The organism is Psychroserpens sp. Hel_I_66 (assembly GCF_000799465.1).
Taxonomy (GTDB): Bacteria; Bacteroidota; Bacteroidia; order Flavobacteriales; family Flavobacteriaceae; genus Psychroserpens.
Genome location: NZ_JUGU01000001.1, coordinates 1857303 through 1882467, shown reverse-complemented (window position 1 = coordinate 1882467; position 25165 = coordinate 1857303). Strand labels below are relative to the sequence as shown.

Annotated in this window: 26 protein-coding genes; 15 read left to right on the top strand and 11 right to left on the bottom strand. The window is 33.9% G+C overall.

The features are described from left to right. The first annotated feature begins 526 nt into the window (after positions 1–526). Positions 527–1024 (top strand): hypothetical protein, encoded by a 498-nt coding sequence (locus tag GQ40_RS08530; protein ID WP_047547525.1) that lies wholly within the window; start codon positions 527–529, stop codon positions 1022–1024. Positions 1025–1092: 68 nt separating this feature from the next. Here GQ40_RS08530 and GQ40_RS08525 read toward each other — a convergent pair whose 3' ends face one another. From GQ40_RS08525 to GQ40_RS08505, 5 genes are all read right to left on the bottom strand, one after another. Continuing rightward, complete coding sequence (locus GQ40_RS08525; protein ID WP_047547523.1) at positions 1093–1968, bottom strand: hypothetical protein; 876 nt, start codon at positions 1966–1968, stop codon at positions 1093–1095. 35 nt (positions 1969–2003) lie between these two features. Beyond that, positions 2004–3119: a DUF2914 domain-containing protein gene (locus tag GQ40_RS08520; protein WP_047547521.1), complete on the bottom strand. Its 1116-nt coding sequence runs from the start codon at positions 3117–3119 to the stop codon at positions 2004–2006. A 128-nt stretch (positions 3120–3247) separates the two neighbouring features. Then, positions 3248–3820 (bottom strand): non-canonical purine NTP diphosphatase, encoded by a 573-nt coding sequence (locus GQ40_RS08515; protein WP_047547513.1) that lies wholly within the window; start codon positions 3818–3820, stop codon positions 3248–3250. Positions 3821–3912: 92 nt separating this feature from the next. Further along, complete coding sequence (locus tag GQ40_RS08510; protein WP_047547510.1) at positions 3913–4944, bottom strand: hypothetical protein; 1032 nt, start codon at positions 4942–4944, stop codon at positions 3913–3915. Positions 4945–5066: 122 nt separating this feature from the next. Beyond that, positions 5067–6380: a hypothetical protein gene (locus GQ40_RS08505; RefSeq protein WP_047547504.1), complete on the bottom strand. Its 1314-nt coding sequence runs from the start codon at positions 6378–6380 to the stop codon at positions 5067–5069. Between the two features lie 484 nt (positions 6381–6864). On the opposite strand from GQ40_RS08505, the gene hpf reads away from it, so the two are divergent. After that, entirely contained in the window at positions 6865–7164 is a 300-nt protein-coding gene (gene hpf, locus GQ40_RS08500) for a ribosome hibernation-promoting factor, HPF/YfiA family (protein WP_047547502.1), read from the top strand. Positions 7165–7168: 4 nt separating this feature from the next. On the opposite strand, the gene rlmH is transcribed toward hpf, so the two are convergent. Then, on the bottom strand, positions 7169–7642 hold the full coding sequence (rlmH, locus tag GQ40_RS08495) for a 23S rRNA (pseudouridine(1915)-N(3))-methyltransferase RlmH (RefSeq protein ID WP_047547496.1): 474 nt from the start codon (positions 7640–7642) through the stop codon (positions 7169–7171). A 188-nt stretch (positions 7643–7830) separates the two neighbouring features. Here rlmH and nadC point away from each other — a divergent pair, with 188 nt between their 5' ends. Genes nadC through GQ40_RS08480 form a run of 3 tightly spaced genes read left to right on the top strand, consistent with a single transcriptional unit; the run spans position 7831 to position 10127 of the window. Continuing rightward, positions 7831–8691, top strand: a complete 861-nt coding sequence (nadC, locus tag GQ40_RS08490) for a carboxylating nicotinate-nucleotide diphosphorylase (RefSeq protein ID WP_047547495.1) — start codon at positions 7831–7833, stop codon at positions 8689–8691. 46 nt (positions 8692–8737) lie between these two features. Then, entirely contained in the window at positions 8738–9712 is a 975-nt protein-coding gene (locus tag GQ40_RS08485) for a YihY/virulence factor BrkB family protein (protein ID WP_316931468.1), read from the top strand. Further along, a complete protein-coding gene (locus GQ40_RS08480) occupies positions 9705–10127 on the top strand; it encodes a DUF2147 domain-containing protein (RefSeq protein WP_047551733.1) in 423 nt (140 codons plus the stop codon). The genes GQ40_RS08485 and GQ40_RS08480 overlap by 8 nt, the downstream gene beginning before the upstream one ends. Here GQ40_RS08480 and GQ40_RS08475 read toward each other — a convergent pair. Beyond that, positions 10124–10858 (bottom strand): LytR/AlgR family response regulator transcription factor, encoded by a 735-nt coding sequence (locus tag GQ40_RS08475; protein ID WP_047547494.1) that lies wholly within the window; start codon positions 10856–10858, stop codon positions 10124–10126. The two genes, GQ40_RS08480 and GQ40_RS08475, sit on opposite strands and share 4 nt — an antisense overlap. A gap of 1 nt (position 10859) precedes the next feature. Then, positions 10860–12611 carry a histidine kinase gene (locus GQ40_RS08470; protein WP_197052661.1) on the bottom strand — a complete coding sequence of 584 codons (1752 nt, stop codon included), beginning with the start codon at positions 12609–12611 and terminating at the stop codon, positions 10860–10862. A 195-nt stretch (positions 12612–12806) separates the two neighbouring features. Between GQ40_RS08470 and GQ40_RS08465 the strand changes: the two genes are divergently transcribed. The 5 genes from GQ40_RS08465 (at position 12807) to priA (ending at position 18469) form a co-directional block, all read left to right on the top strand. After that, on the top strand, positions 12807–13946 hold the full coding sequence (locus tag GQ40_RS08465) for a T9SS type A sorting domain-containing protein (RefSeq protein ID WP_047547492.1): 1140 nt from the start codon (positions 12807–12809) through the stop codon (positions 13944–13946). Between the two features lie 69 nt (positions 13947–14015). Next, positions 14016–14549 carry a hypothetical protein gene (locus GQ40_RS08460; protein ID WP_047547491.1) on the top strand — a complete coding sequence of 178 codons (534 nt, stop codon included), beginning with the start codon at positions 14016–14018 and terminating at the stop codon, positions 14547–14549. Between the two features lie 53 nt (positions 14550–14602). Then, entirely contained in the window at positions 14603–15052 is a 450-nt protein-coding gene (locus GQ40_RS08455) for a hypothetical protein (RefSeq protein ID WP_047547489.1), read from the top strand. A gap of 12 nt (positions 15053–15064) precedes the next feature. Next, positions 15065–15943, top strand: coding sequence for a hypothetical protein (locus GQ40_RS08450; protein WP_047547488.1), 879 nt, complete (start codon positions 15065–15067; stop codon positions 15941–15943). A gap of 72 nt (positions 15944–16015) precedes the next feature. Beyond that, positions 16016–18469, top strand: a complete 2454-nt coding sequence (priA, locus tag GQ40_RS08445) for a primosomal protein N' (RefSeq protein WP_047547487.1) — start codon at positions 16016–16018, stop codon at positions 18467–18469. Between the two features lie 152 nt (positions 18470–18621). Here priA and GQ40_RS08440 read toward each other — a convergent pair whose 3' ends face one another. Next, positions 18622–19317 (bottom strand): LytR/AlgR family response regulator transcription factor, encoded by a 696-nt coding sequence (locus GQ40_RS08440; protein ID WP_047547486.1) that lies wholly within the window; start codon positions 19315–19317, stop codon positions 18622–18624. 200 nt (positions 19318–19517) lie between these two features. Between GQ40_RS08440 and rpsF the strand changes: the two genes are divergently transcribed. The 4 genes from rpsF (at position 19518) to GQ40_RS08420 (ending at position 21265) form a co-directional block, all read left to right on the top strand. Beyond that, entirely contained in the window at positions 19518–19856 is a 339-nt protein-coding gene (gene rpsF, locus GQ40_RS08435; protein ID WP_047547485.1) for a 30S ribosomal protein S6, read from the top strand. Next, positions 19856–20155 carry a 30S ribosomal protein S18 gene (gene rpsR / locus GQ40_RS08430; RefSeq protein WP_197052702.1) on the top strand — a complete coding sequence of 100 codons (300 nt, stop codon included), beginning with the start codon at positions 19856–19858 and terminating at the stop codon, positions 20153–20155. Before rpsF ends, rpsR begins: the two co-directional genes overlap by 1 nt. A 13-nt stretch (positions 20156–20168) precedes the next feature. After that, positions 20169–20630, top strand: coding sequence for a 50S ribosomal protein L9 (gene rplI, locus GQ40_RS08425; protein WP_047547479.1), 462 nt, complete (start codon positions 20169–20171; stop codon positions 20628–20630). Positions 20631–20791: 161 nt separating this feature from the next. Further along, positions 20792–21265, top strand: a complete 474-nt coding sequence (locus tag GQ40_RS08420; protein WP_047547477.1) for a DUF6495 family protein — start codon at positions 20792–20794, stop codon at positions 21263–21265. 115 nt (positions 21266–21380) lie between these two features. Here the strand turns inward: GQ40_RS08420 and GQ40_RS08415 are convergent, their stop codons facing one another. Both GQ40_RS08415 and GQ40_RS08410 read right to left on the bottom strand, forming a co-directional pair. After that, positions 21381–22289, bottom strand: coding sequence for a GyrI-like domain-containing protein (locus tag GQ40_RS08415; protein ID WP_047547475.1), 909 nt, complete (start codon positions 22287–22289; stop codon positions 21381–21383). Positions 22290–22310: 21 nt separating this feature from the next. Continuing rightward, positions 22311–23549, bottom strand: coding sequence for an ABC transporter permease (locus tag GQ40_RS08410; RefSeq protein ID WP_047547473.1), 1239 nt, complete (start codon positions 23547–23549; stop codon positions 22311–22313). Positions 23550–23741: 192 nt separating this feature from the next. Between GQ40_RS08410 and hisS the strand changes: the two genes are divergently transcribed. Next, positions 23742–25112 (top strand): histidine--tRNA ligase, encoded by a 1371-nt coding sequence (gene hisS / locus GQ40_RS08405; RefSeq protein WP_047547471.1) that lies wholly within the window; start codon positions 23742–23744, stop codon positions 25110–25112. Positions 25113–25165 lie beyond the last annotated feature (53 nt).

Here is a 25165-nt window from a genome sequence, read left to right as displayed (position 1 = left end):
ACAAAAATATACTTGTCTTTTGAGATAACCAAATTATTTATAATAAATCTAAATAAGGATTTTTAAGGGTCTGATTTTCTGATATTAATAGTGCGTTTTTTTTGGTTTGAAGACAAAAGCAGGAAGTGCAAAGGGTTTTTTTGAAAAGTAATTTCTTGCCTTTTGAGTAATTTGCGAAGAAATATTTAAAGATAGAATGTTGATCTACTTTTGTTTGAAGTGATCATAGCATTTGGAGGATCTCTTTTTATGGTTGGGTTTTTTGGTTGTCGTGTAATGCTCTAATAAAAAAACGCTTTAATGTTTTTTCAACAGTTGTTAAACGAAGTTCGACTATTTTTTTGATAAAGTGAATTTGTGTATTATTGGGTTTTATTGATGCGCTTTATTTGAGAGTTGATATTTCCGAAGAAAATATTACAAATAAAATAGTGGTCTGCTTTTTGATATTCAGTAAAAAAAATAATGGCAATATAAATTTCAAATGAATGGGATTTGCTAAATTGTCGACCTAAACAAAAATATTATGAAAAAATTACTTATCGCTCTTTTAGTCTTTACAATGGGAGCACAAATGCATGCTCAAGACACTGAGGCTCCAGAAATGGACGAAAAACAAATGGCTCGTATGATGGAGCTTATGGGGCAAAAGATTGAAATGGATGTTGATGATTCACTTTTTATGGCTGTGAGCACAAATACCTACGTTTCTGAAAACCCAAAAGCTGTGATTATGGCAATGATGGTACCTGAAACTTATGCTAAGGCTAAAGAGAAAATGAATACTGATGATTCTGCACAATTTAAAGTGTCAGACAGAGGTGAAAAGACTGTAAATGGAGTGAAGGTGTTGTTTATGGAAGGCACATCTGAGGCTGAGGGGTCTACGCTAAACAATATGGTATATTGTATGGAGATTGATGCTGAAACCTGCTTAATGTTTATTGGTATGGTTGATGAGACTGCAGATGCCAAGTATACTGAGGCTATTACAAAAACAATGAACTCGGTTATTAAGAAATAATTAGAGCTTACATATTACAATAAAAAAATCCAGCTATAGCTGGATTTTTTTTGTAAAACTTATTTATATTATTTTAAATCCTCACTGCGGTATCTTGGTTGTCTTGTGAGCTTCATTGCACGCAATAATTCTAGATAGTGGTCTTTCATATATATTCTATCTATGTCTTTGGACATAGTACCATTAAATCCAGAAACCATCATTTCGTTTTGGTCGTTTTTGGTAAATACGATAGTGGTTTCTTCATTGTAGAATCGAAATTCTATGAGTCCGTTATCATTAAAGTAATCTCCTACCATAAAGTTGGGTTGGCTCATTTCGGTATGGAGTACTTCTAATCCTGTACGTTCTTTTGCATAAGCATAAAATTGTTTGATGAAATTTACGGTAGCGTCATCACAAATGGTTTTAAGAGGTTCTTGATTTTCGGTAAGAAAATAATCTTTTACTGTTGGTAAAAATATGTTTACAGCTTTTAGTATGGAGTCTGTAATTGGTTTTTGGACATGCTTCTTTTTGTGATCTATGATTTTTTGTCGGGCTTTTGCTAGTCTTTCTGCTGTTGGGTAGATGCTATTTTCTCCCTGTACTTTCCAATCTTCACCGTCTTTGCAGAGGTGTATTTTGTAATATTCTATTGATGACATTTCGCAACTTGCACAATCTTCTGTGATTTCTACAGATTTCACGCTCATTCTCAAATCTGCATTTACAATTGGAGCGTCCAACATTTGAGCATAGTTGTGATGGAGCATGAGTAGACGATAAAGAGAGTCTTCAGTCACTGCTTTGATTTGTGTAGAATCATTTCTTCTTAGATCTATTCTCCCTTTAATAAATCTGTTGCAGGTTTCCTTTACTTTTGAAGATTCGCTTTGCGCACAGCTAAAAAGCATGGTTGTTATTGTGGCTAATAATATGTTTTTTGTTTTGAACGTGTTCATGATAATTTTGTGTTAATGGAAAACAAAATTTATAATTATTTCTTTCTGGTTACCAATTTTCGCTTTTGGTTTGGGTCGCTAGCAATAATCTCAAAATCAACGACACCTATTACAAGCTCTTCTTCGGTGATTATTTCAACCTTCCATAACCCGTATTTTAAATTTGATTTATAGGTATATGCGCGATAGCCTTCATTTCTTCCGCCAGTAATATCAAAATCAATATCTTCTGTTTTTTCCCATTCTTCTGTATCTGGATTAAACCATTGCCAACGATGAGCTATCCCTTTTTTAATATCTGTTGGGGCAAATATTGAAGAAAATACATATACTTTTTCTCCTGGATTAAACATGAATTTATGTTTGTGATTTCTCCAGAATATGTACCATTCTTCAGCTTCATAGGTAACCAGATAACGTGAATTTGTTTTTTGAACATTATGCGCCACGATACCACTATCAAGCGCAAGTGGTACAGGAGGAATAAGGTTAAAAATATAAAACAGATTAAAACTAACGTACATCGTTACTATAATGCTGATGATTTTAAATCGATTTAATTCTAAGCGTGTACTTGGACTGGATTGATAGATGAAAATAACGAGTATTAAAGTTATAAATAAACTCACCATTCCCGAAATGAAAAATACCGTAGTATTCATTTCTTTCGTTAATACAGGAATCATAAACGTGCAGAACGTGAAGTTAACAAAGAAGTACACACTAAACTGAAGGTATTTATTAGAGATTCTTTTTTTAAGAAACTCATTTGCAAATAACAATGCTAAGAGAAGTACAAAAAAGGAAATCGTTTTTGATAGAGATACACTTCGAGAAAAATAAATCACAAATGCACTAGAAAGACCACCAAAGAAAAACTGGATGGCTAGAGGGAAGTAAATTTCATAACGCTCCAAAAATGTATTCTTCCATTTACCATCATCTGCTAAATTATATAGATATAAAACGATAGTTAAAGAAATCATGTGTAGGTTTAATACAATCAAATCATATAACCTATCAATGCGACCCAGTGTTAGCGTGTCAAAAATAAAACCACCAATAAAAAAAACGACGGGAGCATATTTTTTATGTCTGGTAAAAAATTTGTGAATTTTGCTTCTTCTAAGTCTAACAAGATGTCTTTTCATATAAGAGTTGCGCTTATGCTAATCAATAAAGTGATAAAAGTACTTAATATGTTCCTGTTATCAATTTCCTTAAAAGGTCTTAATGTTTTTTTGCTGATTATAAAATCCAGCAATATTAATTCTTTAAATTATGTATTCAAATAATTAACCAACATTCGCACAGCTTTACCTCGATGGCCTATTTTGTTTTTCTCTTCTAGGGAGATTTCAGCAAAGGTTTTATCGTAACCATTTGCTTTAAAAATTGGGTCGTACCCAAACCCTTTCTCTCCTTGTTTTGTTATGGTGATTTCACCTTCACAAATGCCAGTAAATGTATCTAGATTATTATTTAAGTGCAGTGCAATTACTGTTTTGAATTGCGCATTTCTATTGAAATTTCCGTCTAAATTCTTAAGCAGTAAATCCATATTATTATTAGCGTCTCGTTGTTCACCAGCATAACGTGCACTAAAAACGCCTGGTTCTCCTTTAAGGGATTCAACCTCAAGTCCTGTATCATCTGCGAAGCAATCGTAACCGTAATTTTCTTTAATGTATTTTGCCTTTTGTATGGCGTTACCTTCAATGGTTAGTTGTGTTTCAGGGACATCCTCAAAACAGCCAATATCTTTTAAACTCAATAATTGGATATGCTCAGGAATAAGTAATTGGACCTCTTTTATTTTGTTAAGATTATTGGTTGCGAATACGAGTTTCATTTTTGATTATTTGCTTAAATCAAAAATAGTAATAACCATAATTTATTTATGACATTTACTGAAATTAAAAAAATAACGAAAATCAACATACACTAATATTCTTTTAAAATCACAGCAATTATGTAAGCCTTGTTTTCGTGTGAAGTTGAGGTTCTTGCTGCGAGTTGTAGAGTGTTGCAGGTGTTAGTTTCTAAATTAATACTTGCGCCATTCATATCTTTAAGAATCTCATGGCTACTTGATTTATTATAATTAAATCCTGCGATGCTTAATTTATTTATGGAGTTTTCTATAATATTATTGGATCTGGCAAATTCTGAATTAATAGTTATTGAAGCCGATGGCATATAGGCTACTATAAATTCTGAAATTCTACTCTTTATGCTGCCATTTGGACCGAGTGCAATATTAAGAAAAGAGGGTTTCAAAAAAACAGATTCGTTTCCCTTAGCTAAAGATATTACAGTGCTTCCAAACCAATCTCCTGGATTTACGGTTATTCTGCCCCAGACACTAGCGGTAATAGTTACTTTTTCTATCTGGTCTTTTGGTACCGTGATGTTTTCAGAATTTGAAAGAACTACACTGGCAGATGTGCTATCAAAAACTAAGTGTAAAGGTACATTTTGACTATTAGCAGCAATATTGCCAAGCCAATCCGAAGGACTCATTGAAACTCCCCATAGTCCTTTCCAACTTAAAACTTGGGCAGCATTTGGTACTCTGGTCCAACCTTTAGGTTGTAAGGGACTGCTAATTGCTTCAGTAGGAGGTTTATTGACGTCAATGTAATTTATTAATATTGATTTAGGGATGAATGTATCTTTATTGAGTAGAGATAAAAAATCTGAATAATTATTTGAAAAACTGTTTCCGCTAGGATTAAATTCTCCTGGTAAAGCACTAGAGGGCATTGAATCACAGAATTCAAATTGTGCTTTAGTTATTGAACCCATAGGATTTGTGTCCCAATTCCAAATTTCAGGAATTGGTAATGTTTGAATTACCTCGCTTTTAATTTGGATGGTGGTAGCATCTTCATTGCTAGGGATGGATCTGGATAGATTGTTTATTGATGGTGTTTCATCATCTATTAATTTTTTAATGGCTTGACTAAAATCCATGAAAGCAATGTTTAAATATAAAATATGTTGTAAAACTTAAATAATTAAAGAACTTCTTTTACTTATTGTAAGCAAAAGAAGTTCTTATGTCAATTTATAATTGGTTGTTGATTAGCATTGGTTTACATTCCTGGAAAAGCTAAATTAACTCCTATTATCTGTGGATCTGTAGAAGTGTCTTCAATAGTAAGAGTTGTTCTATTTCCTGTTGTATGCTCTGTAAAAGAAGAACTTCCTGCATTAGCGCTAAAAGTAAAAGGCCCTATGCTGACACTTGTAGATGCATTCCAAGAAGACGCTGCACTTTGGTAAGTTGATGAGTCCATTTCTAGAACTACTTTTTTTCCAAAAACAACAACAAGACCTCTAACTCTAGCACTTAAAATACCGTTGTTTCCAAAAACAACATTAGATCCAGAACCTTTAGCCTGCCAAGGTGGTAAAAAGCCAAACCCACTTCCATCTGCATTAGCAGCAAGTTTTTTCATGAAACCACCATCGTACCATGGTCCTGGATCAATAGGGATTACCGTAGATGCTTTTACACTTATCGTGGCTTTCACACTGTTGTCGGATTTAGAAATATCGGTTTTTGACCATCCGCCAGATGCTTTTGCTCTCCAAAACCATCCGCCAGCAGACACTGAACCACCAGCGTAAGCGCTAGACATATTTGTATCTGTCTTACTAGCATCCAATGTTACTGAAAATCCTCCAGCTGTACCAGTTGTTAATTGTTGGAGTAATTGCTGTCCGTTTCCAGTAATAGTAAAACTAGGTTGCCATTGTAGTGTGCCAGATGAGTCTGGTACTTTTACCCAAGCACCGTCAGAAGGAGCAGGTCCTGAAACAGGATCTGTAGGTCTTACCATCATCTTTAAAATATTTTGAAGTGTAGGATCTGTGGTAAGATTTATAACCATTTGGTTATATTGAGTGTTTAATTTTTGCGCAGTACTATTAGCTTCTGCTAAATCGCTTTTCCAGTGAGTTGCCTTAAAATAGTCGGCAAAAGTTCCACCTGGAGGATAGAATGCTTTCATGCCATCAGCACCATTATTACTTAATTCAGTATTATACGCAGACTTTGCATTTGTTGTAATTTTTGAAACATCGTTGTTTGCAGATATTACTGAATTTTGTAAGTCCTTAAGGTTTTGTTGCTGAGCGGGACTTACCTTAAAAGTTAAAGTGTGCAAGGTTTGTTGGTAATTGCTCCAAAAGGTAGAGTCACCGAAATCTAGTGTTCCAATAGCTTTATAGTTGGGTGCCATATTCATAAAAGCAAATGCATTTGGTGAAATTTGACCAGTAGGTGCGGTTGGCCAATTAAAATCAACAGGGTTTGCTAACATTTGAAATTTAGATCCATCACCTCCTAAAACATTGCTTACAATCTGATTATAGGATTGAGCGAATAAATTTTGATTATCCATTTTATTATGTTTTTAATTTTTTTCCTACTCTGTTTATTAACTTAAAAAAGTTGTTTGGTTTTTCGGATGACACCTTAATAATATGAGAACGAATTGTAGCTACGTCATTATAATATTACAGTTCAAATATCTGATAATCAAATTGTTTTATGGAGGAAGGATTAACTGTTTTAAAAGATTGGGTATAATTACGTAGCCTTAGTATAATTATACTTGCTTTTAAAATCGATAGATTTTTTAGCATAAAATGAATGATTCTAAATACAATCTTAACTGGAAATTGTGTTTTTAATTAAGAAACTTGATGAAGTTAGATTATGATTTATATGAATTGGCCAGCCTATGATGAAATTACAGAACAATAAATACAATGAATTTAATTTTCCGTAGAAAAAATTACCAATACTTTAAGAGTTTGATAGGTCTAGTATGTTTGGATTTTTGTAAATTTAAATATCAAAATTAACCAAAAAACAGAACTATTATGAGTGTAAATTTTCAATATGTAGATGTAGATGTAAGCGAAACATTAAGCGCTTTTACCGAAGATAAATTAAGTAAGTTATTTAATAGATATGAATTTATAGTTGGTGCAGATGTCTTTTTCAAGAAAGATAATAATGAACCGGAAGATAATAAAATCTGTAATATAAGATTGAGCTTGCCAGGTCCAAGATTGTTTGCGACCTCCAATAAAAAACAATATGAAGTCGCGGTAAGGGAAACGATTAGTGACCTGGAGCGACAACTTAAAAAACGCAAAGAAGTTTATAAAACACATTAATTGGCTATCTATGGTGATAGGGTTCATTTCTTAAGATTGTGAATCCTCGATACAACTGCTCAATCATAAATAAGCGAATCATTTGATGGGAGAATGTCATTTTAGACAATGATATTTTCCCATTTGCTTTTTGGTAAATTTCAGGTGAGAATCCGTAAGGTCCACCAATCACAAAAACGAGTTGTTTTATCCCAGAATTCATGTGTTTTTGCAGATAGTTAGAGAAAGCGACTGAGTCGTACTGTTTTCCGTTTTCATCCAAAAGAATTAAAAAATCTGTTGTGTTGAGTTTGTTTAAAATGAGTTCGCCCTCTTTTTGTTTTTGCTGGTCTTCGCTTAGGTTTTTGGTTTTTTTTAAATCTGGTATGATTTCAAACTCAAAATTTATATAAAAGCCCAGTCGTTTTTTGTACTCTTCAATGAGTGATTGTAAATCTTTGCTGTCTGTTTTGCCTATGGCAAGGAGTTTTATTGTCATTATGCTGTCTGGTCGAGCGTAGTCGAAACCTAATTTAATAACCTCTCGACTACGCTCGAGGGGACAGAACCTGTCAATTTGGTCATCAAATTTAGCAAATTTAAATTATTTGCCTTTTTGAAATTTGAGACTTTAAATTCAATTTTTTTTAAGTTGCAATTGCTATTTTTACATTAAATATTTTAAGTATGATTTCAAAAGAACAGTTCGACAAAGAAATAGAACTCATTATCTCTAATGCTATAAGAGAAGATGTTGGTGACGGTGACCATAGCTCTTTGGCGTGCATACCAGCATCTGCAAAAGGGAAGGCAAAGCTCTTGGTTAAGGATGAAGGGATTATTGCTGGCGTTGAGTTCGCAAAACAGGTTTTTGCATATGTAGATAAAGACATGAAGATAGAAACACTTATCAATGATGGCAGTCCTGTTAAATATGGAGATATCGTGTTTTATGTTGAAGGTGCTTCGCAATCTATTTTGAAAGCGGAGCGTTTAGTGCTCAACGCTATGCAACGCATGAGCGCTATAGCTACCAAAACAAAGCAATTTGTTGATTTGTTGGAAGGTACTGGAACCAAGATTTTAGATACCCGAAAAACAACACCTGGCATTAGAGCTTTAGAAAAATGGGCAGTAAAAATTGGAGGAGGAGAGAACCACAGGTTTGCACTGTATGATATGATCATGCTCAAGGATAACCATATTGATTTTTCTGGCGGAATCACAAAAGCAATTAACAAGACCAAACAGTATTTAAAAGATACCAATCGTGATTTAAAAATCATTGTTGAGGCAAGAAATATTGAAGAGATCAAAGAAATACTTGAGGCCAAGGGTGTCTATCGTATATTAATTGATAATTTTAATTATGAAGATACACGCACTGCTGTTAAATTAATTGGCAACCAGTGCTTAACAGAATCCTCTGGAGGGATCAACGAGAAAACAGTTAGAAAATATGCTGAGTGCGGAGTCGATTTTATTTCCTCTGGCGCATTAACGCATTCGGTTTATAATATGGATTTAAGCCTGAAAGCAGTAGATTAGATGTCTACTCTAGCCTTTTAAAATTTCCGAAGAAAAAAAGCACTACGTGACAGAACCTCAAGAAGAAAATATTGAAGATCAAATTGAAAACAAGCTTTGGAGACTTCCTGTTTTTAAGCAGATTTTTAAATTGCTCAAATTCATTAAACTCCCTGCTCTAGAGGGTTTGACGTTGTATGATTTTTTGAGGATTTATATAAAGGGAATCATCAAAGGCGCTGTCACATCACGAGCAAGTGCTATTGCTTTTAGCTTTTTTACTGCGATTTTTCCGTTTCTATTGTTTGTGATTATTCTTATACCGTATATCCCAATTGATAATTTTGAAACCGAATTTAGAGGATTTCTAGATTCACTATTACCTCCTCAAACCTCAGAGTTTTTCTTTGATAATATCTTTCAAAATATCATGACAGATGGGAATGCTGGATTGATTTCCGGTGTTTTTCTCTTGTCACTTTTATTGATGGCAAATGGTGTAAATGCGCTGTTTTCTGGTTTTGAAAGTTCGTATCACCAACAGTTAACTAGAAGTGTGGTCAAACAATATCTCTATGCCCTGGGAGTTGCGCTTATATTGGTTTTTCTCCTTATTCTAACCGTTATTGTACTTGGATATTTTCAAATTTTTGTGGTTCAGGAATTGCTGGAAGCTTATCATAGGCAAGGGTTTGGAGCTCAGGCAAATGAAGTCTTTTGGTATAATTTTGCTAAGTATGTATTTTTTGTAATTATGCTCTATTTGGCAACCGCCACCTTGTATTACTACGGAACAAAAGAAGGTAAGTACTCTAAGTTTTTTTCAGCGGGCGCATTATTAACTACAATTTTAATAATCATATTTTCGTATCTTTTCGGAGTTTATATTACTAATTTCGGAAGATATAACGAGCTTTACGGGTCAATTGGAGCATTATTGATTATTTTGTTCTATCTATGGCTCAACTCCAATTTATTATTATTGGGATTTGAACTAAATGCCACAATTAGACGTTTAAAAAGAAAAAATGACAATGAATAAATTCACGATAATAATTACGCTTTTAGTTTCGATCAATTTAAATTCCCAGACTGTCTTCGGAAAATGGAAAACTGTAGACGATAAGTCTGGAGAAGAAAAATCGATCGTAGAGATTTATAAAGAGGATGGTAAAGTTTACGGAAAAATCATAGAGATTTTTGATGAGTCAAAACGGGATTTGCCATGTAAATTTTGCGAAGGAGAAGATGAAAACAAACCTATTTTAGGTTTGGACATCATCAAGGGTTTAGAAAAATCTGGTGACGTTTACAAAAACGGAACCGTCACAAATCCCGAAAACGGTAAAACTTACGATTGCAGGATCAAGCTCGATGAAGATGATCCAGACCGCTTGCAGTTACGTGGTTATGTGTCTTTTTTCTACCGTACTCAATATTGGATAAGAGTAAACTAATCAAACCGTCTCAAAAAATCGTCTTTTTTTCTTACTGAAATTGGCACTTTCGCATCATTAGACATCACCACATAACTTTGCTTGCCTTTATAGAATTTCTTGACATGCTTTAGGTTAATTAAATGTGATTTGTGAGTTTTAAAAAAATCTGTAGTGCCTAAAAGATCTTCATAATATTTAATAGGTTTTGAAACCATCACTTTACTATCTTTTGTAAAAATATGAGTGTAGCTCGTATCTGCTTCCAAATGAATAATGGCTTCAACTTTTAGAGTTTCAAATCCTGTTAGTGACGGAATCGTAATAATTTTACTCTGATCAGGTTTTAAATTATTAAATAGATTTTGAATTTGATTTTCAATCGTTTTTTGATGACTCTCACTTTTTAAGCGTGCTACAGAGTCGTTAAAATCATCTACATCTATCGGTTTTAATAAATAATCAAACGCACTAAATTTAAATGCTTTAATCGCAAAATTATCAAAAGCAGTAGTGAAAATAATTTTAAAATCAATGGTGTCAAGAGCTTTCAAAAAATCAAAACCTGTTTGGTCGTGAATTTTAATATCTAAAAAAACCAAGTCTGGTTTTAATTTGGTAACCATTTCAATAGCTTCTGGTACTGTATTGCAAGTCACCAAAACATCAAAAGTTTTCGGATGTCTGTTAATTAAATCCATTAAACGTGTAATGCAATGTTGCTCGTCGTCTACAAGTATCGTTCTAATCATATTAATAAGCGAGTTGTAATGGTAAAGTGACTTCTATACGTGTACCTTTATCTTTATCGATAATAGTCACTTTTCCTTTGGTGTTTTTTAGCTTGTTTATAATTTCAATTCTACTTTTGGTAATAGCCATTCCCATAGATTTTTTATCTTCCGAAGTCACACTAGAAATTGCTTTTTGTCGTCCAATACCATTGTCTTCAACACTACAAACTACCATATTGCCTTGTTCTTTAAAGGCGATGATGATATGACCTTTACTATCGGTTTTTGATAGACCATGAATAATACTGTTTTCTAAAAAGGGCTGAAGAATCATTGGCGGAATTAAAATAGTATCTGCATCCAAATTCTCATCAACGTTTATCTCATATTCAAATTTGTGTTCAAAGCGTTTACGTTCTATATCTAAATAGGTTTTGAGAAGTGTAATATCTTCGGAAAGTAGAATAGATTTACGTTCAGAATTTTCTAAAGTCATTCGCATTAATTTGGCAAACTTGCCCAAATAGTCACTTGCAGATTGTGTATCGTTTTTCAGAATATAATCACCAATAGAATTTAGCGAATTAAAGATAAAGTGAGGATTTATTTGCGAGCGCAAAGCCTTAAGCTCAGTATCTGAAACCTTAGCATTAAACTCTGCTTCTTTAGATTTAGACACAGCATCTTGCTTTCTTCTATAGAGGAAAAATCCTATTAGAGAGGCGAAAACAATACCGCCTCCTCCAATAATAGAAGCGTTTTTAATAGATTTCTGACGTTCAATTTCAACTTCTGCAATGGCATTATTCTTATCTGCTTTATATTGAATTTCCTTTCGTGAAATCTCTAATTTTCGATCTGCATTAATTAAACTATCATTTAGAACAATATGTTTCTTATAGTTTATAAAGGCATTTTTATAATCTTCCTTTTTCTCGTAAACATTTGCAAGTGTTGCTAAAGCGCTACTTTGGGTCGCTAAACTATTTGGAGAGCCTTCTTGATTTAAACTTTGAGACGCATAGTATTCTGCTTTTTCAATATTGTTGTTTTTTAAATAAACTTCTGCAGCATTAACAAATGCAGATACTTTGAGCAAATCAAAATTGTGTTTTTCAACAAGATTTATGCTTTCAATAGTATTTGCTAAGCCTTCCTCTGTATATCCAGCCTTGGTTTGTACCAATCCTAAATTACTTTTAATATTTGCTATATGCAGAATTTGTTGAATTGTATCTGCACTAATAATTGCTTCTTTATAATAATAAATAGAAGAGTCTGCCTTTTTCTGGTGTCCGTAAATATTTCCAATATTGAAAAAGGTATTGGTCTTGTATTGAGGATATTTTAAGAGCGTTTTATAACTTTTCAATGCTTTTTCATAATCTTGTTGCTCATAATGTATAAGCCCAATATTGGTAAGAACTCCAACGGTATACTTCTCGAGCTTTGGGTTCTTTTCAATAATAGCATAAGCATCTTGATAATGATCTAACGCTTTTAATGGGTCAGACTTAAAATAATGCTCAATAATCCCAATGCTATTTAGGGCAAGCATCATTCCCTTATCATAATTGAGCTTTTTGGAGACCTCTAGAGTTTTAAGATTATAATCCATCCAAGTAGAATCTGTAGGTGTTATAAACATCTTTCTAGCAACGAATTTCGTTCTTAAATCGACATAAGTCGTGTCTTCAGTTTTATAGTTTTCAATGACGTTTTCAAGCGAATCAATGACCGCATTTTGCGAATAACAAAATAGAGAAGTCATGAAAAAGATGATTGGTATAAATCTTTTCATAAAGGATCGTAATAAATAATAGCTGCTTAAAAGTAGCAATTAAATGTCAAAAACAACCTACAAAAGCAACGTTAATATATTCAAAGTCAACGATAATAAGTTAGTTGTGGTTTTTTTGAGTGAAATGTGATTGCTTTATAATTATTAATCGAAAAGACCTTAGAAATGAAAACAAAATTACTTCTCATAATTATTTTTATCATTTCAAATGCTACAGCACAGCAACAAGCTCCACCAGTTCCAGAAACATGGGAAACAGATATTTGGCTCGGTACAGAATGGAAACATATCTCAACAGTAGATTATACATTTAATTCAGCTTGTTTGCCAAATTATGCACTGCTGCAAGCTCTGGATTTTCCAACAGACATGTTTGTGAACAGTATACAACTGGAGATAAGCTACAATGCTAATTCTCAAATGGAGACAAGTACAAATGAACTTTGGGATGTAAACCTTCAAGATTGGGTGAATGATCGACGTTCAGATTTTACATATATAGGAAACAACTTAACATTAATTGAAATTTATATTTGGGAAAATGATGATTGGCAAATCAATGAAACCATTGAGAATACCTACAACAGCAGTAATTTATTAGTAGAAGCGCTCTATCAAGAATGGGATGTAATGTCAAGTTCTTTAGTAAATAGGGAGAAAAACGATTTTACATACACAGCATTTCCGCAAATTGATACGATTGTAAATAGTACATGGGATATCGATAATTCAATTTGGATAAGTAATTCTAGAGTGATATATGTTTATAATTCTAATGATATGGTGTCTTCGGAAATCTCCCAAAACTGGAATACCATCGAATGGATCAATAACAATCTAGAAACCTACACTTATGATGGTAATGGGTTTTTAATTGAGTGCCTTAAATCAGATTGGAACCCAAGCACAACAGTCTACGAGCCAACTCAAAGAGAATTTTACACTAATAACAGTGAAGGTAGTCCAACTGTGGTAGTAGATCAAGCTAATATTTTTGGGACTTGGACAAACACAACACGTGACCGTAGAACTTACCCAAGTTGTCAAACACTTGATATAGAAGAGGTTGTTTTTGTTGATTTTGAAATCTATCCAAATCCAGTACAAGATCAATTGATTGTGAAAACTAGTTTAAATTCAGCTATCACTATTGAGGTTTTAGATATTAATGGTCGATTAATCCATGCTCAAAGCCTGACAGATAGTATTAATAAGGTGGATTTATCAGGACTAAATTCTGGAATGTATCTGTTGCGAATTTCTCATGACAAAAGCATATTTACTAAAAAAATAATAAAACAGTAGCTGATTTTTTTTTCTTCGGAAAGTTTCAGACTCAAAACCCTATCAATATTAAAATAAAAACCATAAATCATGAAAACAACATTCAATTTTATTAAAGCCTTAATACTAACACTCCTAATTATTGGTTGCTCTGGCGATGATGATTCTAACTCAAGTGGTAATTTGATATTTGGTACGATACAATTATCTGGACCAGATACTACAATAGTAGGGAGCTCATTAACCGTTGGTAATATTGATCCCAATGGATTGGATACTACTGGTACAAATAGTTCTGTTACACTGTTAGACGAAAATACGACCATAGAAAATGGAGAATTAGTACCAACCAATTTTTCAAATGCTTTTGTCATCGTTGCAGCTCAATTTACAATTGGCGATAATGCAGATGTCAATAAAGTGATCTCTATGGTTATTATTAGTGATGGCGTAGAATATAGATATGTGTGTTCAACACCTCCAACAAGTTCTGCAGATAATACAGATTGTGGCATAGGTTTTAGCGTAGATAAGATTTCAAAAACCATTGTGTTTGACGATACTACTGTTATCAATGTAGATTCAGAAACCATTCTAACCATGAACGGAACAATCAATTATTAATCCTTTAGTCTGTAATCTCCTTTAAATAATTAACTGTTATTAATCCAAAACTCATGAAAGCAATATCTAAATTACATCAGTACATTTCCGCAGTTATAGTCGTTATATTTTTAATTCCGCTCTTTGGATTTTCACAACCTAAACGCCAAAAACCACCAAAACGCGCTTCAAAAATTAAAAGTGTTGATCAATTTGTAGACAACACCTTTGATCTTTATCATAAAGTTTTTGTGTATGACAGTTTAACTCAAGCTGGTGTTGAGGTGCCTTCTGAGATTGAAGATGCGCTTGTTGAAAGAGCAGAGAGAGATTTAGATAGTTTATGGCAGGTATTACCAACAATCGTGGATGATATGACCAGCGGAAATGAGAATATTATGCGAAAAGGTAAAGCAACAATTAATCTCAATAAATCTAAAAAAGCGTTAAAATACTGTATAAAAACAGTCAAAGCTTATTTTGTGGGAACAGATGAAGAGGATGAAGAGGACGATAAAAATTAAAAGAATCATAAAATGAAAATTAAAAACACCATTGTTGTATTGAGTGTTGTTTTCTTAGGAAATTTAGCCTCAAGTCAAGCATACAAATCAGCATTTAGAACAGATATGTGTGATTGTCTCACGCTCGAAAGTCAAAAGCGAAAGCTCACAGAAAATGCGTATAAAGCCTGTTTTAGAGAAACTTTGCCAACATATGCGATACAAATTGATGCGCAAATAGTAGAAGAAGACATCAATAAAAAAATGCTTTTGGGTCAACTCGCTAGAAAAGATTTGATTGTTGCTATGCAGTCGGAATTAGTCTACACATGCAAGGCCTATTTTGAGCATTTAGAAAGAGAAAAATTAAGTAAAAAGCTCATTGTGAGAGAACAAGCTAGAGAAAGTGATTTGGAAAAATTTAACCAACTCGTAGCTATGTCACCCAACACCTATAGTTATTTTAACAGAGCACAGTTGCATTATAATTTGGGAAATTTAGCAGAAGCAGAAGCAGATATTAAATCTTGTATAGAAACAAATCCTAATAAAGATAATGTAAAATCTAGGCGACACGAATTGCTTTTAATGGCCTTAATTCATGAAGAAAACAAAAATTATACTGAAGCTATTGTGCTATATGATTTGGCTTACTTTGGAGAGCTAGATGCTCAAGTTGCCATTTTACGAGCTATTGCAGATAAAAATAATGGTGGTACAATTGCGAATATCCCAAAACGAGGTACAGACCATCCAAATCCTTTAGATGCTAATAAGAATAACAGAAGGGCTCAATCTAAAGTGAGAGGAAGAACAACTACAAAAAACACAAAAAGTAAAGCGAAAATAGAAACTAGAACCAAGAAGACAGATACGTCATCGCTTAAAAAGTTATTTAAAATAGATAATTAATAAAATAATTTTCAATGTAAAACCATCACTCACAAAGATGGTTTTTTTATGTAAACCTATTACCTTTGGCGTATGGGTCATTTTATTAATGTCATACTGCCAATTCCCTTAGAAAAAAGCTTCACCTATGCGATTACAAAAGCTGAAGCCGATTTTCTGCAACCAGGAATTCGTGTCTCTGTTCCCTTCGGGAAATCAAAGATTTACACAGCGCTCGTTATTGATATTCATACAAATGCACCTTTAGTGTATGACGCGAAGGAGATCCATCAAATACTAGACGAAATACCTATCGTCACGGCTCAACAATTACAACACTGGCAGTGGATTTCTAAATACTATATGTGTACGCTTGGTGATGTGATGCGAGCAGCTTTGCCAAGTGCTTTTATACTAGAGAGCGAGACCATTATCACTAAAAACGACGAACAGGTTATTAATGATACCGATTTAAAAGATGATGAGTTCGTGGTTTACGAAGCATTACATCATCAATCATCATTAAAAATACAAGACATGATGTCCATTTTGGATAAGAAAAATGTGTTACCAGTTATCAAACGTTTATTGGAGAAAAACGCCATTTCTGTTCAAGAGGAAATCTATGAGAAGTACAAACCAAAATTAGTTAGATACGTTAAAATTACAGCTCAGTTTTCTTCGGAAAATGGCCTACAAAATTTAATGGAAGAGTTGAGTAGAGCTCCAAAACAAAGGGACGTTATTATGACGTTGTTTTCTATTTCGGCGCAAACAAAAAAACCGATAAAAGTTTCTGATTTGTCTGCGGAAAGTGATGCGTCTTCATCTATTATTAAAAGTTTAATTGATAAAGGGATTCTTGAAGAATACCACATTCAAATGGATCGTGTTCTGTATGATGACGACGAGAATGAAGATTCAAAACAGTTAAATGAATATCAAGAAAAAGCTTTAAGTGAAATAACTAAAAGTTTTGATAGTCAAAACATTACATTAATTCATGGAGTGACTTCTTCAGGAAAAACAGAAGTCTATGTCAAACTCATTGAAGCTCAAATAGAAAAGGGGAAACAAGTTTTGTATCTCTTACCAGAAATTGCATTGACCACACAATTGGTAGAACGACTTCAAAATTATTTTGGAGAAAAGGTAGCGGTTTATCACAGTAAATATTCCACAAACGAACGTGTTGAAGTTTGGAACAATGTACTCAATAATTCGCCAACAGCTCAGATTATTTTGGGAGCGCGTTCTTCGGTATTATTACCGTTTAAAAATCTTGGACTAATCATCGTAGATGAAGAGCATGAATCGTCATACAAACAGTTTGATCCAGCACCAAGATATCACGCAAGAGATTCGGCAATTGTGTTGGCAAATATCTTCAAAAGTAAAACTCTTTTAGGATCTGCTACACCAAGTCTAGAAAGTTACTATAATGCACAGCAAGGTAAATATGGTTTGGTAGAATTAAATCATCGTTACAACAATGTGATGATGCCAGATGTAGAGCTTGTAGATATTAAAGATAAGCAGAAACGAAAGCGTATGAAAGGTCATTTTAGTGATCGACTCATTGAGGAAATGACCGAAACACTAGAAAATGGGTATCAAATTATACTGTTTCAAAATCGACGTGGCTTTTCTCCAATCATAGAATGTAATTCTTGTGGTCATGCACCTCAATGTCCTAATTGTGATGTGAGTTTGACGTTTCATCAATATAGAAATCAGTTGCGCTGCCATTATTGTGGTTATAACTCGGTGATGCCAAAAAGCTGTGAAGCTTGTGGTAGTGTAGAATTGGATAGCAAAGGTTTTGGGACAGAGCAGGTAGAGCAGGAGGCAAAATTATTATTTCCAGACCATGTTGTAGGTCGTATGGATCTAGATACCACACGAGGAAAATACGGTTACGAAAAAATTATAACTGCTTTAGAACAAGGTGAGATTGATATTTTGGTTGGTACACAGATGTTGACAAAAGGTTTAGATTTTAGAAATGTTAAGCTTGTTGGGATCATGAATGCAGATAATATGCTCAACTTCCCCGATTTTAGAGCACACGAACGTAGTTATCAGCTAATGGCTCAAGTATCTGGTAGGGCAGGACGAACGGAAGAACGTGGGAAGGTATTGATTCAAACGTATAACCCATATCATAAAATTTTGCAGCAGGTCTCTACAAATAGCTATTTTGATATGTTTGAAGAGCAGTTGGGAGAGCGTCATGTGTATAAATATCCGCCAGTGTTTAGGATGATAAAAATCACATTGAAGCATAAGGATTATCAAAAAGTTGACGTTGGAGCAGATTGGTATGCACGCTCATTGCGAACTGTTTTTGATAAACATGTTCTAGGCCCAGAATTTCCGCCTGTGGCAAGAATTAGAAATCAGTATTTGAAACACATTTTGGTTAAGATTCCCCAGAAACAATCGTTGGGTAAAACCAAAGAAGCGATTTTAAAAATCAACACTAGTTTTTTGAGTGTGAAGGATTTTAGGCCTATTCGTGTGATTTTGAATGTGGATAATTATTAGTGGGAAAGGTGTTATCTTAAAGACTATAATGCAGTACAGCCCATTTCCGAAGAAAAACAGTAAATAAAAAATCCCACTGAGCGGTGGGATTTTCAACAAATGTTAGTTAGTCATTAGGGCAATTAAGACTGAAATGTAATGTTATTTCATCCTTAAATATTGTTTAATGCGTCAACGAGTTGGGTTTTCTTATTTCTGCTCAATGGTATTTCATAAGCACCAACTTCTACATTTTTACTGTTAAATCTATCCACCTTATCAAGGTTTACGATATATGATTTATGGATTCTTAAGAATTTGCCTTCTGGCAATTCTGCTTCAAAAGCTTTCATAGTAGATAAAACGACGAGGCTGTTTTCTTCGGTAACGAGTTTTACGTAATCACCGAGGGCTTCGATCCATTTGATATCTTTTATGTAAACCTTACGTTTTTTTAGGTTACTTTTGACAAAGATGTGTTCGCCATCAGTTTCATTGAAATCTAGCTTTAATTTATGCTGCTCCAGCGCTTTTTCTACAGATTGGTTAAATCTTTCTCTAGTAATAGGTTTTTGTAGATAGTCGGTTGCGTCATAGTTAAAAGCTTTAAATGCGTATTCAGTTTTACCTGTAACGAAAATAATTTGGGGTTTGTTGTTGAGTACGTCGAGTAGCTCGAAACCGTTAAGTACAGGCATCTCAATATCCAAGAAGATTAAATCTACTTTATGGGTATTAAGTCCGTTTTTGGTCTCTAATGCGCTACTGTATTCTGCTATAAGGTTAAGTGAGCTATGATTCTCAATTAACTTTACAATGGATAACCTTTGAATCGCAGAATCATCAACTACTACACAGTTTAAAGTCATAACATTATTGTATTTTAGGTTAAGATATCGACAATAGTACGAAAAATTCGGTTAAAAACCAAAAAACATCGGTAAACCGTAAATTTTAACATAATTTTAAGATATCGTTTTCTTCTTGAATTTTAAATACAAAAACGTTGCCAGAATTAGAAATAATGATTATTTTTGCACTCATTTTTAACACAATAAAATAGATTTTTATGAATCATTATGAAACTGTTTTCATCTTAAATCCCGTTTTATCTGAAGATCAGATAAAGGAAACAGTACAGAAATACGAAGATTTTCTTGTTTCTCGAGGAGCGAAGATGATAGCCAAAGAAAATTGGGGCTTAAAAAAATTAGCTTACCCAATCCAAAACAAAAAAAGTGGTTTCTACCACTTATTTGAGTACACTGTAGATGGAGAGCATATCACTCCATTAGAAGTAGAGTTTAGACGTGATGAGCGTTTTATGCGTTACTTAACAGTAGCATTAGACAAGCATGCGATTGCTTGGGCAGAAAAGAGAAGAAACAGAGATAAACAAAAAGCGTAATTATGTCTTCAATAGAACAACAAGCAAAAGGAAAGAAAGATGGAGAGATTAGATATCTTACTCCATTAAATATAGACACGAGCAAAGCGAAAAAATACTGTCGTTTTAAGAAATCTGGTATCAAGTATGTTGATTACAAAGATGCAGATTGGTTATTAGGCTTTGTAAACGAGCAAGGTAAAATTTTACCAAGACGTTTAACAGGAACATCATTAAAATACCAAAGAAAAGTATCTGTCGCTGTAAAGAGAGCACGTCACTTGGCGCTAATGCCTTACGTAGCAGATTTATTAAAATAAAATACCAATAACTATGGAACTTATATTAAAACAAGACGTTGATAATTTAGGATTTAAAGACGATATTGTATCTGTTAAGAACGGTTATGGTAGAAACTTTTTGATTCCTAATGGTCACGCTGTAATGGCAACGTCATCTGCTAAAAAAGCATTGGCAGAATTATTAAAACAAAGAGAGTACAAAGAGAAAACAGTTATTGCAGAAGCAGAGAAAACAGCAGAAGCAATCAAATTGTTGGATATTAAACTTACAGCAAAAGCTGGTACTGGTGCAACTGCTGGTGATAAATTATTTGGTTCAATAACCAATATGGATTTAGCAAACGCACTTAAAAACGAAGGTCACGATATAGATAAGAAATTTATCTCTATTGTTGGTGGTAACATCAAACGTTTAGGACAGTACGAAGCTGCAATTAGATTACATAGATCTGTAACTGTAGATTTAACTTTTGAAGTTATTGCAGAAGCATAATCTAAAAGAATAATTTTTTAAAAAGCCTCAATCCTTTACGGAATGAGGCTTTTTTCATAACCAACCTATTCGTGTAAAATCAAAGGCTGGCTCAATTCAGTTTTTCTTCGGAAAATTAAAATTAAAAATCATTTCTCCATTTAGGAAATCAAGCTTGTAATATGAAATACTCAAGACTTACAAAAGAACAATTTGAAGAATTACACCAAGAATTCATCAATTTTTTAGCAACGCAATCCATAACCGCAGAGGAGTGGAAAGATATTAAAGCAAACAAACCAGAAGTTGCAGAACAAGAACTGGATGTATTTAGTGATTTGATTTGGCAAGGCGTGTTATCTAAAGTTAATTATTTAGAACATATCTCTGCGCAGCAAATGCATTTATTCCATTGCGCAAAAAAGCAAATGCGATTGATAGCCTTAAAAATTAAGAACAAAGATATCGACATCACCACAAAAGAAGGCTATGCTTGGTTTAAGGATAACCTGTTATCTGATCATGTTGAAATGTTTACAGCAGTAAAAGAATATTCCGAAGATAAAGGTCAAGACAAATTTAAGCTCATCCAAGAGGGAGCCAATATCACAAAAGGAGAACTATATCAATATTTTGAGAATTTGGTAGGGAAATAAATGTTGAGTTTTGCTTTTTCTGAAAAACTAAATTTTGAGCTTACTCAATTGTTATTACGCTTTTGATGCAGAATTTTTTAATTATAGATCTCTCCATTCGCAGCATTGACAATAGTTACGCCACAGGAATATAAAAATAAACAATGCATTTCTTCTCAGGATGCGTGTTAAAATCATTGTGGTAAATTTCAAAAGGCGGTTCGTTGCGCATTTTGTAACCGTTGGTATTCATCCAAATAAATAGCTCAGTCCAAGCGCGCTCAAACTCACCAATATGTATCTCGTGATGAGCAATGATGTGCAATCCTTTTGTTAAGGTAACTAACGACATGTCGCCATCAGTATTTAAAGGCTCATCAACAATTATGCAAGCTCGCATTCTCACCTTATTTGGTGCAGTAATTTTAAAACTATCATAATAGGCTGTTGCCATTTTAAAGTTTGGATCACGCAATAAACCTTTTGGTCCAGCCCATTCCAGAACATCTTGAAATGTTGATGATACATTTTGGACACCAATACAGGAGGTTCCAATAGTGTGAATGTCGGCTATAGATTTTACTTCAATAGTTGATTGCATCTGATTCGTATGTTGATTGGTGTCACAAACATACGCTTCAAAATGTGTTGATGCTTGTCCGATCTTGCTTTTCACTTGACGTATCTTGCTATATTTACCTTTTCCTTTTCTTCGGAAATCACTCGGATTTTCACCATAAAACTTTTTAAACGCTCTCGTAAATGAGGAATTACTGGTAAAACCAAACTGCAACGACAATTCTGAAATTGTCACTTCTTTCTTCCGAAGTAACACAGCAGATGCTTTTTCTACACGTTTTCTAGCAACGTATTGATTGAGTGTTTCTTTGGTAAATGCTTTAAAAATGCGATGAAAATGGTAAGGCGAGTAGTTTGCGATTTTAGAAACGCACTCTAAAGTCAAATCATTTTCTAAATGGTACTCAATATAATTTAAAGCTTTGTTTATACTTTTTATGTGGTGTTTGGAAAGTGGAATGGACATGTAATAAAATTCATTTATGCATTACTCATATCTCAAAGACTCCACAGGATCCAGCTTAGCAGCTTTTATGGCAGGATAAGAACCAGAAACCACAGCGACGATAAATGTGATGATACTTGCCCAGATCATTGCAGCCCAAGGGATCACAAAGTTAAACTCTGCAAGGTAAGCAAATCCGTACCCTAAAAGAATCCCTAATAAAATACCCAGAATTCCTCCAAACTGTCCAATAATTATCGTTTCAATAAAAAACTGAAAAGCGATTGTTCCGCTTTTTGCTCCCAATGCTTTACGAACTCCAATTTCTCTCGTACGCTCAGATACTGAAACCAGCATCATATTAAACAGCGCAATGGTCGACCCAAAAATGGTGATAACACTTATAATCCAAGCAGCCATAGACAGCACGCCTGTAATTTCACCAATACGGTTGATGAGGTCGTCGCTTCGTTCTATTCCAAAATTGTTTTCTTCAATTGGGTTTAATCCTCTAATATTTCTAAACAATACAATGGCTTCGTCTTGAGCGCCTTCAAGCATATCTTTTTTATCGGTTTTTACGCTTAAACTGTAGTTGATATTTGCATTTGTAAAAATAGTTCTAGCTTTTTGAAGTGGCATCAACACTCGTAAATCTTGGTTATTACCAAACGTAGAGCCTTTTTCCTTAAGTACACCAATCACTTTAAATTTTGCGCCTCTAATGCTAATTGTCTTGTTTATTGGGTTGACATCATCCAACAAAGCCTTTTTTAAATCACTCCCAATCACACAAACGCTATTGCTGTTTTCAACATCAAAATAATTTAATGCACGTCCTGCGTCTACTTCCAATCCAGAATTTGAAATAAAATTCTCATTAACGCCAAAAACCTGAACTTCGGGATCTGTCTTTTCATTCTCGTATTTAACTTCTGCGGAATTTGTGCCTTGAAAAGAAAGCGACACATTGGTAAACGGAAAATTATACTCCTCCTCAAATTCTTTTACCTGCCTGTAATTAATAACAGGATTTACTTTTTGTTCATCGTTTGAGCGACGTTGCGACGTAAAATCATAACGTTGTAGATTAAACGTATTAGCTCCCATAGACGAGAAATCACTCGAAATCGTATTTTCCAATGCAGAAACAGCGCTTAAAATCCCAACCAAGGCAGTAATACCAATAGCGATAATTAAAATGGTAAGTATCGTGCGAAGCAGTTGACTTCTAATAGAATCAAAGGCAATGCGAATATTTTCTCTAACTAATGAAAACATATGGATCTTTAAAGTGGGTTGCGTTTTACAATAAGACTACAAAACACCCATAAAGTTACTATAAAATTGAAATAACTTTCGAATGCCCATTAAAATTATAATATTTTTGTGACGAATTAAACCTCATTTTATTTCTTCGGAAATGTTAAATGACAGAAAAAAAGAGATTCCTGCTTTCGCAGGAAGTTGACTATGGCACAAAAACCAAGCATACCAAAAGGAACGAGGGATTTTAATCCGCAGGAGGTCGCAAAGCGAAATTATATTTTTAATACGATACGGTCTCAGTTTGAGATTTTCGGATTTCAACCTATCGAGACACCAAGCTTTGAAAATTCAGATACCTTGATGGGTAAATATGGAGAAGAAGGTGATCGCTTGATCTTTAAGATTTTGAATAGTGGTGATTATTTGGGCAAAGTAAATGATGACTTATATAATTCAAAAGATTCTAATAAGATTACTTCTAGTATTTCAGAAAAAGCCCTTCGTTACGATCTAACAGTACCTTTTGCAAGATACGTGGTTCAACACCAAAACGAGATTGACTTCCCATTTAAGCGCTATCAAATTCAACCGGTTTGGCGAGCAGATCGTCCGCAAAAAGGGCGTTTTAGAGAATTTTACCAATGTGATGCCGATGTGGTTGGGAGTGATTCACTGTGGCAAGAAGTAGAGTTTGTTCAGCTTTATGATTCGGTTTTTACCGCTTTACAATTAGAAGGTGTTACGATAAAAATCAATAATCGTAAAATACTTTCGGGAATTGCAGAAGTGATTGGAGCTCAGGATAAGCTTATTGATTTTACTGTGGCTTTAGATAAGTTGGATAAAATAGGAGAGGAGAAGGTAAAGGACGAAATGCGAGGTAAGGAAATTTCCGAAGAAGGGATTACAAAACTGCAGCCATTGTTTACGCTTAAAGGTAACTTTGGAAATCAAATTGAAGAATTGAAAACAATTCTCAATGCTTCCGAAGAAGGAAAAAAAGGAATTGAAGAATTAGAGTTCATAAATAAAGGGATTGCAAGCTTAGGTTTAAAAACTGCAAAACTGCAACTGGATGTTACACTCGCTCGCGGACTCAATTATTACACAGGCGCTATTTTTGAAGTTGCTGCGCCAGATGGTGTAAAAATGGGATCGATTGGTGGAGGAGGTCGTTATGATGATCTCACAGGAATTTTTGGACTTAAGGATATGAGTGGTGTTGGGATTAGTTTTGGTCTCGATCGTATTGCTTTGGTACTTGAGGATTTAGATTTATTTCCAGAAACGATTACTAATACCGTTAAAGTATTATTCATCAATTTTGGTGAAGCAGAGGCTATGGCAAGCATGAAGGCCATTAAAGCGTTGCGGGAAAACGGAGTGAGCGCAGAGTTATTTCCAGACAATAAGAACACGAAAAAGCAATTTAATTATGCCGATAAGCGTGATATCCCGTATGTTGTTCTTTTGGGTGAATCTGAAATGAACAATAATGTGTACACGTTAAAGAACATGAAAACTGGAGATCAGCAAGAAGTCTCTTTAGAACAGTTGATCGCTAGTTTGAGTTAAAATTTCCGAAGAAAATTTATTATCTATAAAATTAAAAAGCCTCTTTCCAATTA